We start from the raw sequence: 13433 nt of genomic DNA on the forward strand, positions 1-13433 counted from the left end.
ACGGCTGACGTGCTTAAAGCCTATAGAAATGATAGCTCGACGATAAGAAGCGGCTTCTTCCTGCAGAAGCTCTGCTTACAGAACATTTTACACGACGATAGCAAAGTTACCCCGGATCAGGTCATTCAAGAGTTTCGCCAGAAGCCAGATCAGCACAATAAGTACCAATTAGCGATAGCCCGCTTCAGAGCGGAATGTTGCCTGAGATATTTGCCATTGCATGGCCAGCAGGTCACACCGGAGCAAGTGGTCAGGGATTATCAGGCAGTCAGGGCAAGACTGGAGCTGGCGCGCTTTAAGGAAGAATGTTGCCTGAGAGGGCTTGCATTGAATGACCGGCAAGTCACACCGGATGTAGTAATCAAGGATTTTCAGGCAGTCGGAGCAACACTTGAGCTGGCGCACTTCAAAGCAGAGTGTTGCCTGAGAAACCTGGCGTTGAATGGCCAGCAGGTCACACCGGGTGAGGTGGTGAAGGATTTCCCGGATAGTCCGAAGGGCAAACTCGGGCTAATGCGTTTTAAGGAAGAGTGTTGCCTGAAGCGCCTGCCGTTGAATGGCCAGCAGGTCACACCGGATGCGGTGATTAAGGGGTATCAGACAGCCAGGACACAACTGGAGCTGGCGCGTTTCAAAGAAGAATGCTGTCTCAGGGGATTGATGTTGAATGACCAGCAGGTCACACCGGATGCAGTGGTTAAAGATTATCAGACAGCCAAAGCGACACTGGAGCTGGCGCGCTTCAAAGCGGAATGTTGCCTTAGGGGCCTGACCTTGCATGGTCAGCAGGTCTCACCGGATTCAGTAGTGAAGGATTTTCAGGCCACCAGGGCAACACTGGAGCTGGCTCTCTTCAAACAACAATGTTGCCTGAGGGGCCTGCTGTTAAACGGCCAGAAGGTCAACCCGGATTCGGTGGTAAAGGATTTCCCGGACAGTCCGGAAGGCAAACTGGGAATAACGCGCTTCAAAGCGGAATGTTGCCTGAGAGGCCTGACGTTGAATGGCCAGCAGATCTCACTGGAGGCGGTGGTTAAGGGCTTTCAGGAAAGTCAGGATAACAAACTGGGGGTCGCACGTTTCAAAGCGGAATGCTGCCTGAGGGGGCTGACGTTGAATGGCCGACAGGTCACAGCGGATATGGTGGTCAAGTGTTTTCCGGGCAGTCTGGAAGGCAAACTGGGGATCGCACGCTTCAAAGCAGAATGTTGCCTGAGGGGCCTGACATTGAATGGCCAGCCGGTCACAGCGGATATGGTGGTCAAGTGTTTCCCGGGCAGTCCGGAAGGCAAACTGGGGATAGCGCGCTTTAAGGAACAATGTTGCCTGAGGGGCCTGGCATTAAATGGTCAGAACGTAACACCGGATACGGTGGTCAAGCATTTCCTCGATAGTCCGGATCGCAAAATGGGGATAGCCCGCTTCAAAGCGGAATGTTGTCTGAGAGGCTTGCCATTAAATGGTCAGCCGGTCACACCGGAGGCGGTGGTTAACGATTATCAGGCAGCCAGGGCAACACTGGCGCTGGGGCGATTCAAAGCGGAATGCTGCCTGAGGGGCCTGCCGTTGAATGGTCAGCAGGTCACACCGGAGGCGGTGGTTAACGATTATCAGGCAGCCAAAGCCACACTGGAGTTGGCGCGCTTTAAAGAACAATGTTGTCTCAGGGGTATGTTGCTGAATGGCCAGCCGGTCAAACCAGAGGCCGTGGTTAAGGATTATGAGCGTGGAGGCTGGTTGCTCGAAAGAGCTATTTTTTATACTCAGCTGACATTGAGCGCCAGGGAATTGAATGGCCACTATCTGGATAACAGGGAGGTATTAGCAGCGTTTAATGAAGCTCCCGGAGATTATTCTGCAAAGCAAGCCAGGTATCTGATTCAAAGCCTGACACCACCTCAGCAGTTCGATGAAACCAGCGACACCCGCAGTATACTTCAAGAGGCCTGGCACATCTTAAACAATGTCATGGTGAAAGATGATGAGCAACATCGACTCCAATGTATAGTGCAGTTCATGGCTATGCAGCATGGGCTACCCATTGATCATCAGAGAGTATCAGCAGAACAGGTATTGCAGTCCATCAGGACGCTGAGACGCTCATTTCAGAATTCACGCCTGCATTTCTTCTTCCTGACATACTGTTATATCACGGGACAGTCTATTGATGGACGGAAGATCACTAAGCATCAGGCTCTGGAGTGTCTTCAAAGCTTTCCAGCCGCAAGCAAGCTGTGCCACGCATTAGGCTGCTGGTTCGCACAATACTGCTGTGACGCCAGTACAATGGATGAGTTACTGTTCGATAGCAACAGGCACTCAGCTAACCGTGCCATTGTGGGTCAAACCCTGAAACAGCGGTTAACAACCGGTGACACCGGTTTTTTGCAAAAGCAGGTTTCGCGGTTTACTGCGCTTACCCTGAAAACACTGGAGATTATTCAGGAAATCAATGATTCTTATACCAATCCACCCATGCTGATTACCGGTTCTTACGCACGCTTTTTACAGAACCTCTGCTCATCATTTAATGACATTGACATTATCTGCACGCAAGAAGCCCCTGCCAGAACACTCTTTGACAGGCTGCAGGCACTGAACACCGACAGTGATTCTGAAATCCCCAAAAACATCATTATCCGGCCAATCCGGGGGTGTCAGGCGATTAAACTGCCACACGCCTACAATATTCAATTTAATGACGGTGATTTGGGGATGAAAGCAATGGTACTTCAGATCAGCATTGTCGCCAGAGTAGCCCATGAACAGGCCATACAATTGCCCGTGCACGTTCCCGGCGTTGAAAGGCCGGTATGGTGCCTGTCGTTTGCTGAGGAAACCCGATTACTGAACGATACGCTGGAATACCTCGCTAACAATCTTGACTTGCTGACAGAACAATTGCAAAAAGGAACAGAATACCTGCCACGAACCATTCTGTTTAATCTTCCTCAAACCCCTGATGAGCGTATTTATGGTTTGTTTATGCGCTGCCTGCTTAGCCTGAATAAAGCCCGGCAGTTTATCGCTCTGCAAGAAGCCCAACCCAAACAACCTGACGGCCAGACCAATCACCTTCAAGAACAACAACATCGCCTGCCTGTGCTGACTGAAACGCTGCAAATAAAATTGACCAGCCATGCTTGCCGTAAGGATTTTGAACATAGAATAAACGACTGGCTAGCGACAACACATCATGTTAATGATTATGAGTTCAAGAGGAAGGACTTCATCAAAACACTACTGGCAATAATGAACATTGAAAAAACTCATAAACTTGAAACAGTTAATCAGATTGAAAGCAATTAACCACAAAACCAATCCTGATTAAATTATCAGTTTTTTATTTAATTTTTTTAAATTATTAAATATCATCTATTAACTAATTTCAGCAATTACAGATGTTCATCCCAGAAAATGATTGATGAGTAAGGATCTAGTCGAGTTATGAATAACATTCGAAACGGTAATTATACCTATGACCTCAGTTCTGCAACAAACCAGCAGGATACCGAAGCAGCTGCTGGCCCCTCAAGAGCAATACTGGGACACCATAGCGTTGATTATAATAATACCCCTCAGACCCATTTACCCAATGCACCTTCACCCGAAGCTGAGACAATTTTTAAATTTGTTGATGTAAATACTGGTGACACCCACATAGCAAAAGGTTTTTCAGAGCTTTTAAATTACGACCAACTTCTTTTAAATCTAAGAAACTCTGGTGGTGATGATTATGTCAACTACGGGCAGCCCGTAGAGGAAATCGCCGACGATATTCGTTCAAATGATAATCTAAAGTCGTTACTATTAGTAGTGAACAATATTGAGGAAGTTCCTGTTGCCCGGGAAACTTCTCGTATTGCAGACAGGGATATATCCATTAGTGGATTTGATGTAGAAGATAACAGTGGATCTGATACTGACCCTGAGAGACCATTTAACGAAGTGATGAGTAATCTGGCAAACAGGGCGCAGACATTTAATAATACTAACTGGAGAAATGTAAGACGTTCGTCCGTTTTTTCCTCTGGTGTCTCTGATCAGGATATTTTCAACAGCGGTTTTTATTCACTCAAAGATGGGGAACTGGTGCGATGTTTTTCATGTGGTGGTTGTCTGGAAAACTGGAAGAGAGATGAAACGCCAGATGATTTACATGCCCAGAAGTTTCCAAAGTGCCAGTTTATCAGAAAGAAGTTGGGTGTTGATTTGGTTAATACCATTCAAAAGGCCCTTACCACTGAACAAAAAAATGACGTAGCCAGGACTATTCCCGGATCGCGACATTTATACAGTCAACCTATCGGTGGGCAGAGTAATCGCCAAGTGGCGAGCTCCAGCGATGACTTAACACGTGTTCTTGCCTCTTCATCCTCCAGAACAGCCAGATCCAGAGCCCGATCCAGGGCAGAAAGATCCAGAGCAGAAAGATCCAGAGCAGAAAGATCCAGGTCCAGACTTGATTCCAGATCAAGTTCCAGCTCTATATCCGGATACAGGTCTGGCTCTAGTTCTGGTACTTCATCACCAGTATCCTGGCTTGATCAAGAGCATCCTGCAAATTACAGAACAGATAATCAACCTGCAGATATTAATCTGTCGGTTAACCAAGCCAAAGCAAGGCTTGTCAATATTTTCAATCCAGTTCAAATGCAGAAACTTCACATTCTTGAAGATAAGGTCAACAGTGCAAACCGTTCAGAGCGTTTAAACCTGGGTAATGTATACAAAGAAATACTCAATAATCTGCTGAAAAAACCAGAGCTCATTGGAGAAATTATCGAAATAATTGAAAGTATGTCATCCGAAGATTGCGAGGACCATACCGCAGAAGTTTGTGACCTGATAAAAATAAGATTCAAGGCGGCATCACTGACGGAGGGTATATGTGATCAAGATAACAGCATTAACTGGTTTTCATTGCTTGGTAAAGTCAAACTACTTATTCATGAGGAACAACTGATCAGCGTCCTGGGCAGGCACAACCTCCTTGGAGGTGATGAATCCACTGAAATCAGAGCATATGTAAAAAACCGGTTTGCAAGAGAAATTTGTGATTTTTCTGAAAATCATATTCAACAATATTTCTCAGAAGAGGGTCGTAGTGCTGTCGATGCTATCGAGGGTTGTTATGAAAGGTTGCAATATGAATTTATTCAGGCAATAAACAATAAAAGCCTGTTAAAAAATTATTTGATAAACTTATGCAAGGATGAAATATTTTTTGCATTTACCAAAGCCCATGATGAAGAATTTTCACAATGGCTGGCTAAGGAAGATAGCAACTTTGAAGGGTTAGCAGATCATTACGACCAAAACAATGCAGGGAGTTCCAGTTCAAATGAATATGCCTATGTCACCTCATTAAATAGGCTCAGGGAAACCAAGAATCTTGTTGATTCATTGGCACTAAATCAATTTTTTGATTCAAAGATTGATAAACAATGGGATGCACTGGTTTATGCGACCAAACCATCAACTTACTAGTATCTGATTTTTTTGTAACCAACTGAATGCTTGATTCAATTCATCCAGGAGGCTGACCGGGAATAATGCCCGTCCAGGAGCAGTTGCCGCGAAGGGCTGCCTATTCTCGAACAACCTCCTGGTGATCAAGAATTCACCAACCTCAACGTCCCGGGCTTTATTAGCCGCTTATTTTCCGTTTCACTCTAAAGCCTGCTCCCAAAGACACCCATCTCGATTATTCTACCTGCATAAAGTCATCATCCCTGACAGTGCGCCCAGGGAGAAAGTTTAAAAAACCAGTGACCGTAAGCATTCAATGCTCCATCCCTTGAGATACACAGGGTCCAAAAGCAGTTACCGGGTTTGTTTGATAAACATAATACTGACAGATTATTTATCATAGGAACCTTTCTAACAAGAGGAGGTCTTAATACATAATTCAATTATTATATAATTCAATGTATTACTATCATCAATTACCCGATTTTGATATTGATAGCCTTTTTGCAAGACCATCAGATCAACCACTCCAGACAGGCACAAATGAACAACAGTCGACGTACCAGGGTGTGTCCGTTAAAACGTCTATTGAACCGTTGCCTCTATATCATGATCAACCAGGTAAACAACACAATAACACTGGCTCCGCTAGCTTTTGGGATGGACATGGCATAGCACCTCTACCACATGTCACGCCTTCAGACTTTTTCAGAACTGATATTACTAAGGATGCTCCAAAGGGAACGCTACCGGAATAATCCAACTTATGCAGAAAGTGAAAGGGAGCGTCAAAGAGTGATTAGAAAAACAAATTATTTAAAGCGTAAAAAGAAGCTTCACAAACAAGCCACGAGTGCAAAAGAAACTGTATGAACACTGACAAGGCAGAGGCTTTATCATGGATAGACTTTATTTTACTGCTCAGGTAAATGCAGCTCCTGATCACTTGTCGTACGTTCAAGATACTGCTTCTTCTGAACCTGGCACATCAGGTCGGGCCTTTTCCCGTGACGTTGGGGAAGCAGCCACTAGTCTCTATACTGTGAGTAGAGATGAAACCACTGAAAACCACCTTCAGCAGCCTGCTGTCCCTTTTCATAACCCATTTGATGATCCCCGGTTTGAGAAAAGATCGATAGTCATCATCGATGGCCTTACCAGGCAAGATCAGGTTCTTGATATTACGGTTAGACGAAAACTTCAGCGTAGTGAGCCCACATATATTTATAACGTGGGTTTACCTCAAAGAGCCTCACAATGCTTGTTGTGTGTTGATAACGCTATTGGCATACTACCTCTTAACCCTGGCACCATATACCCGGGACAGTCAAAATTACCATTTTCTAACTTGAACTTTTATGAGAAAGAATGGTCTCAGGGTGGTGTTCAATAATTCAATAATTCAATAGTTCGATGTACAGCCCTTCTTCTTTTGCTTCAGCTCGATTAAATGCAGCCTATGGCCGCTTACCTTACCTTCATGATTCTACTTTTTCTGAATCAGTAGCAATAGGCAGGGCCTTCTGCCGTGACGTTTCAGAAGTGTCGAATATTCTATCCATTATGCGTGGTGATGAAACTGCTGAAGACTATCTTAAGCATCCAGCTGTGCCTTTTTATAATCCCTGGTTTGAAAAAAAACCAGTGGTAATCGTTGCCAGCTGTCATGATAAAAATCAATCAGTTGACTTAATACCCGGAAATAAAGTTCAAAATAAGGTTCCCCCCCCTGCATACATTCCCGGTAATGAACGTTTTTCGATCCAGTCTCTTTTAGGTTTAAGGCAATCAACCAATCAAAGCATATCAATTGTTAATAACAGTCATCATCAATCTGAAGAAAGTTCCACTCATGTTGACAATACACAAGTTCGTGCCGGTACTATTTCCGGGTCGGTTGAAAAGGCTGAGATAATTAAACCTCAACCAACTACACATTCAACTCAGGCTACCACTCTTGAAGATATTTTTCTGTTGCCAAATAAACAGGCCAAAGCCAAATATGATCTATCCGACGGCAGATCAAAATACGAAACATCTGATAAAGGCAAGAAGACCCGGGCCAAATACCGTTCATCCGACAAGGGTAAAAGAGTCAGGGCAAAAGCCAGGGCCAAATACGAAGCAACCGATAAGGGAAAAGCAGCCAGAGCAAGGGCCAGGGCCAAATACGAAGCATCCGGTAAAGGCAAGAAAGCCAGGGCCAAATACGATGCATCCGGTAAAGGCAAGAAAGCCAGGGCCAAATACGAAGCATCCGGTAAAGGCAGGAAAGCCAGGGCCAAATACGAAGCATCCGAGAAAGGCAGGCAAACCAGGGCCAAATACGAAGCATCCGAGAAAGGCAGGCAAACCAGGGCACAAAGGCAGAATTATCGTATCGGTACAAATGGTGCAGGTAAGATGAGTTAATTTTTCACTCACCAGCTCTGATAACTCAGGAATAAGAAATGAATAACTGCCTTACTAACAAAAATAGTGATATTCTCAACCTTGGCTCATGGCAAACTACAAAGGTCATTTCAAATCCTTACCTGGAACTTCAGGGGTTATTAGTAAAGACTGTATTGACGGTGATAAAACTATGCAAGATTCCTCGTTTATTGTTATAAGACAATTTATTAAAAGAGTACGAAAGACTGTAAGCAAATTTAATGGCTCCTGCACATGGCACTTTTCACAGGTGGAAAATCCGGTAGCTGGAATCATTGGAAGTCTCCCGGAATCACGAAGAGGTATATGTGAGATGCTAGCGGCCCGGTGGATTGAACGGCATGCCCATAACAGCAGTCTTGCCAGCTGGCTATCAACTTCCGGTTCAATTGAAAAAAATGACATCAACCCTTCAAAAATCAGACAAATTATGCAGCAGTTTATCGTTACTTATACACTGAAATCCGGTTTGATATTAGAGAGTAATTCGGGAGATGTTAATCAAGAATCTTCAATTGACTTATGGCTTGGGCGCCATGGCATCCTACAACTTCGAAACATCAATTATTCGTGGGCTGGTCGGTATAAATTTAACGAGGAACAAACACGGTCTGATATTCGTGAAAACATGTCTAAAGGCGATTATGCCAGAGACATTGCCATAAATGTGCAGCGAGACTTACATAATTGCCATTATGGAAACTATGCCTTGATTAGAATTTTTGGTTTTAGTGGGCATGCGATGGCAGCCTGGATTGCTCAGGATGCCTGTTTTTTTGATCCCAACTTTGGTGAGTTCTATTTTTCAGATAAGAACACCTTTATCAACTGGTTTCCATACTTTTTTCTTGCATCACCCTACAGCCTTCCTATTGTAGGTCTTTCTGAATGGTATGAGAACTGTTTTTATGCCCCATGCCGGTAACCATTGGTTTCCACTATTAGTCAGAGGTTAATAGCATGGACAACTGCATGAAATCAAACACTGCCAACAATACTCAACAAACAGTTTATCTGGGAGATCCCTCCCGTATCAGGGGTGGAAGACCAGCATCGGTGTTCAACAGAATTGGTCAGTTGATCAATCCAATGAACTGGTTCTCTCAACGGGTGGGAAGTAACCGATACAGTGACTATCAAAAAGCCAGCAGTAATTTGGTAAAGAGTTTGAATAATTACCATGAAATCAAGCTGGCAGCTAGCAAAGTCCTTTATCTGACAACCGGCAACCATCGTGAGGATATTGGTCATAAAATACAAGAAGAACTCAACTCCATGAAGCCTGCTATTTACAGGCGACTTGAGGACCATGATCCGACCTGTTCAATATCGACTACTGACATCAAGCCGAAGCAGGAAATTACAATGACAGATCAGGAATTAGAAACAATGCTGGATAATAATACGTCCATACTCAGTAGATTTGAGGAGCTTATAACAATAATTGAAAACAGTAAGTCACTTAGCCCCAGTTCAAGTGATACTAAGCAGGCTCAAGCCAGTACAGGAAAATTGGCAGATAATATCACTACGGCAATCAACGAACTGGCTTTGACCTGCATGAAAACCAGTGAAACAAATAAACAGAACCTTCATTATCAGCTGGCCGTCAAAGAAACAATAATAATGAATGGCGTATTAATCAGGAACCCTGAGTTGAACACTATTGACAACTATATAAATCAAAGAATTAAAAATTCATGTATACCCGAGGAGTACAGGCAGATAGCCCATTTAAACATATCATGGAATATCCTTCTTCATACTTTGGGTCTTGACACTGAATTATTAGCAGTTAGATTTTCAGAACTGGACAATATCAAATATCTGATTTTTCATTCGATGAACGCCTCTTCCATAAAAGAAGGAAAGGATTGTGGAATCAGCCGATTTTTCACCCGTTTTATGAGTCAGGAGGATGGAGATATTAATAACCCGGCCAGGGCCGAACGAGTAAAAGAAATTATGGCTCTGGAAACAAGCATCGCTTCTGGCAAATTACAACCAATCTTGCTCGATGGTATTAAACTCGCGGAACCTGTGGAAATATCCAGCGTTGATTTTACCAGTTCAGCTATACTGCGAAGTAATGAAATATATAATTTCAGGCGGGCCATACTCTATCCGGCTTACAAATGCCATAAAGCTCAACTTGAAGGAAAGCCTCAGGAAGAGAAAGACTGCCTGCACATACTGACCTTGTCTTGTCTGGCCTATTTCTTCCGTATAATGAGAGCTGAGTGGTCAGAGGGTTTAACCAGCCATGTTAATGCTGCAATCCGGATTATAGAGTTTATTCAGTCTATAAAATCAGATCGTTTATCTTCATTGTCCGGACGGAAAGAGTATCCATTTAAAAACCTGGAACAGTTAAACGAGCATTTTTCAGGGTTTTATCACAAATATTGTACGTAGCAATCACCGATCTCAATCTTCGGGCAATGCCGGATTATGTTTTCGCCAAAAGCACTTGAACCTTTTTCTTATCGCAAGACTGAGGACCCAGAACCTGATATTGTCCTAAACGTATTCTGCCTGCGGATAGCACAGGAGCCTCAAGAAGACAACCCGGTATTTCGGCGTAACATTTTAAAGTTGTACAATTCATCAGCAAATAACCGTAATTGTACAAACTGTTTATTGTATTCTTTGTCTTCAGTTTTTGCCAAAGGCCCCTACTGTTTACGCTGACATGTATGGTACATGACATATCATTGGTCATAACCTGCCTTCCCAACAGTAATCCTCTGCCAAGAGGATTACTGGTCTTGTAACCAAGGTGCCAACACTGATCTTCATTTAACGTATAATGCGACAAATGCCCCCAACGCACTTTGACCGGCAAATTAAAGTAGAACGATAGCATCCTGCTCAGGTCACCAATATAGGTGGTTTTTACTTTCAGGATCGAATGGAATCGTAATAAAGTAAGGTTAGTGAATACCCTGTCAGTGGTTTGTGATAACCCGTTGATATCTAAAAAAGCCCCCGGCCACTTGCCGAGTTGATGGATACGCTCAAGCATCATGGGCAGTGATGCGTATTGATCTATTGCAAAGCGTTTTTCAAGGATTGTACGATTAAATAATTCAATAAAATTAAAAAGACCGGATTTTTGTTGCTCAATGTAAACCTGTCGCAAAGCATCTTGAAAGTAATGGGGCATGATGCCTTTAGGACCGGTCAAACAGGGAAGGTTTGCCATCACAACCGTCTCGTTGTCGGTGGCATTCAGGGCGAATACTTCCTGATCAGACTGATACCCATATAAAGAGGTCAATATTCCCGGAAGCTTCCCATCGATAGCAAGCAATATCCTTAGAACCTGGCGAAACTCAAATCTTTCAGACTGTTTGAATAGCGAGCTTTGGATAGTATCAGTCATCAGTCAGTACCGGGAAACTCAGGGTCTTTATGCCACCGTCAGCACCCGACTTTAAATGCGCTATCATACGACTATGGGTACCCATCGGCCGCCAGAAATTGAGTACATGGCACAGCAGGTTTAACAACAGCGTTGCAGGAAAAGCGGTTAATTCCTGACAATTCAGGGTTATATGAAAACAGCAGCCCTGACTGACAAAATGGCGGTTGTCTATTATGGTGGGCCGAAGGTCATGTGACACTTCCAGCGACTCAATACTCCGCACTATTTGGCCGGCATTCCCCGAGCCCGGCTGGATAAATAATTCAAGCAAGTGTTGTAATTTACTGGCCTCATTCCTGTGGATTCTGAAACTGCGTATATTCAGCTGTAAGGCCGAGAGTAAATCCCAGCTGGCTCCCGCAGACAGCAAACCATCCACACACACCCTGGAAGTATCATTTAACAAACGAATACCGCAAGGCAAAGACACATTGATCCCTCTGACTTTAGCCGTAACCGGCAACTGGCTGGCCTGCGGATCATAGCAAAGGCATTTTACTGCCAGCAATCGCCTGTCAGGATGATTATGCTGCCCTGTGTATATGAACTGTAGATAGTCAGTGTCCTGATCTCTGCTGAACTGCCAGCTCACGTCTGAACGGACCTGTTCAAAGCTGGAATGAAACAGCGCTGATAGTTCAACAGACTGCTCCGGCTCGGTGATATCGGTGACTGAAAGTATTTCCCGTATCCGTGCATGATGGTGCAGTGGCCCCATGGATAGCGGCGTATCATGGGTTTCATGGTTGATTTTGACCGGATTGGTATAACCCTCAAACAGGTTAACCACTGGCGTACAGCCCAGCAGCAGATGATCCAGCCCGATATTCTCGGTACTTTGTTCGATCTCATCATCCAGTAACCAGAGAATATCCAGTGTTGTACTGCGGATTTTTTCGGCATAACCGGTGAGATCGAGATGAAGAAAGCGGAACAGTTCCGGTGCCTGAAAAAAATTCATCAGCAGCAGATGGCTGTCGGAAAGACCGGGATCTGTTGGTAATATACGGCAATCGCCACCAAACATCGGCCATGATAATCGCTCCACGGGTATGGTGATCACCTGTTGATCAAAGCAGATCAGAATACGTTTCAATGAACTGACCAGGGTATCGAGGAACTCATCGGCCCTTAAAGCGTTCGGGTTGGCGTAAAACTCTATGCCCTGTCCCAGGTATTCTCCCAGGCCGGTGGACAAATCATTGCTGGCAATGGAAACCTTCAGAGCTGAACGGACCTCCGGTAATAGCGCCATAACCTCTTCCGGGAATGGAGCTGAAAGGCTTTTAATGCCGTTTATATTGACCGGTATCAGGTATTGGTTTCTGCAGGTTTGAAACTGGTATTTACCCTGTTTATCCGCAAGTTCAAACAATTCCCCTTTCTCAAGGGTTGTTTCTTCCTTTAATGTGCCAGTGGCAAATGTCAGAATGCCCAGTGCCGGTAACGGCTTGAGAAAATCCGAATAAAACAGCTGGTATATCTGTCGACAGACGGACTCATAACCATCATCCAGGCGAATCTGGAGCTCGGTACAGAGCCAGGCAACCCCCTCAAGAAGACGGGATATATCCGGATCTGATGGGTAACCCTCGTTCAAATCCAGTTGCCGGGCGGTCTCTGGCTGCTCACTGGCAAACGTCCGGAGCTTAACCCGAAGTTTGTGTAACTCCTGTTCGTAACGCCTGTTCTGCAGACTCAACTTATGTGTAGATGGCATGGGTAACTAACCCTGAATTGAATATTCTGCTGGTAACGATCCGATAACGCCCCTTCGATAAAAAAACTCAGTAGATTCTGTCCATAATCTACATGCACCGTTACCCAGTCCAGGCGTGGTTCAAAGATAAGAATTCGCTGCCAGAGCGTTTGCCGCAGGCGAAGGTTATCGATCAGGTGAGTCTGACAGCACGGTATGCCAAAACCGGCAAGGCCGGTTTGTCCGGGCCCGGCTTCATTGCGGCCAGACAGCATTGAATTTCCGGGAGGAGCCCGGGTTGATAGCAGAGTCACTATGGTGTAGACGACAGCGCCACGGATACTGTCATGCTCGTCAGGAGTGGACATATTAATAAACTTTTCGAACATGATTACCTCCACA

General features: G+C 44.6%; 9 protein-coding genes. 6 read left to right on the plus strand and 3 right to left on the minus strand.

All coding sequences use genetic code 11. From position 1 onward, the window contains the following. Nucleotides 1-9: 9 nt before the first annotated feature. From J7438_RS10475 to J7438_RS10500, 6 genes are all read left to right on the plus strand, one after another. Complete coding sequence (locus J7438_RS10475) at nt 10-3309, plus strand: hypothetical protein (RefSeq protein WP_209276503.1); 3300 nt, start codon at nt 10-12, stop codon at nt 3307-3309. 138 nt (nt 3310-3447) lie between these two features. Continuing rightward, nucleotides 3448-5490: a baculoviral IAP repeat-containing protein gene (locus J7438_RS10480; RefSeq protein WP_209276504.1), complete on the plus strand. Its 2043-nt coding sequence runs from the start codon at nt 3448-3450 to the stop codon at nt 5488-5490. Nucleotides 5491-6370: 880 nt separating this feature from the next. After that, the gene (locus tag J7438_RS10485; protein ID WP_209276505.1) at nt 6371-6865 is read left to right on the plus strand and encodes a hypothetical protein; all 495 of its coding nucleotides are present in this window, start codon (nt 6371-6373) and stop codon (nt 6863-6865) included. A gap of 581 nt (nt 6866-7446) precedes the next feature. Further along, entirely contained in the window at nt 7447-7884 is a 438-nt protein-coding gene (locus tag J7438_RS10490) for a hypothetical protein (RefSeq protein ID WP_209276506.1), read from the plus strand. Between the two features lie 88 nt (nt 7885-7972). Then, the gene (locus tag J7438_RS10495) at nt 7973-8830 is read left to right on the plus strand and encodes a YopT-type cysteine protease domain-containing protein (RefSeq protein ID WP_209200903.1); all 858 of its coding nucleotides are present in this window, start codon (nt 7973-7975) and stop codon (nt 8828-8830) included. A 47-nt stretch (nt 8831-8877) separates the two neighbouring features. Beyond that, on the plus strand, nt 8878-10320 hold the full coding sequence (locus J7438_RS10500) for a hypothetical protein (protein WP_209276507.1): 1443 nt from the start codon (nt 8878-8880) through the stop codon (nt 10318-10320). 34 nt (nt 10321-10354) lie between these two features. On the opposite strand, the gene J7438_RS10505 is transcribed toward J7438_RS10500, so the two are convergent. Genes J7438_RS10505 through J7438_RS10515 form a run of 3 tightly spaced genes read right to left on the minus strand, consistent with a single transcriptional unit; the run spans nt 10355 to nt 13420 of the window. Further along, a complete protein-coding gene (locus J7438_RS10505; RefSeq protein WP_209200901.1) occupies nt 10355-11290 on the minus strand; it encodes a type VI secretion system baseplate subunit TssG in 936 nt (311 codons plus the stop codon). Further along, nucleotides 11283-13052: a type VI secretion system baseplate subunit TssF gene (locus J7438_RS10510; protein ID WP_209200900.1), complete on the minus strand. Its 1770-nt coding sequence runs from the start codon at nt 13050-13052 to the stop codon at nt 11283-11285. The genes J7438_RS10505 and J7438_RS10510 overlap by 8 nt, the downstream gene beginning before the upstream one ends. Beyond that, the gene (locus J7438_RS10515; RefSeq protein ID WP_209200899.1) at nt 13031-13420 is read right to left on the minus strand and encodes a GPW/gp25 family protein; all 390 of its coding nucleotides are present in this window, start codon (nt 13418-13420) and stop codon (nt 13031-13033) included. Before J7438_RS10515 ends, J7438_RS10510 begins: the two co-directional genes overlap by 22 nt. Nucleotides 13421-13433 lie beyond the last annotated feature (13 nt).

This window comes from Thalassotalea sp. G20_0, from assembly GCF_017744175.1.
In the GTDB taxonomy this organism is placed as follows: domain Bacteria; phylum Pseudomonadota; class Gammaproteobacteria; order Pseudomonadales; family Endozoicomonadaceae; genus Endozoicomonas.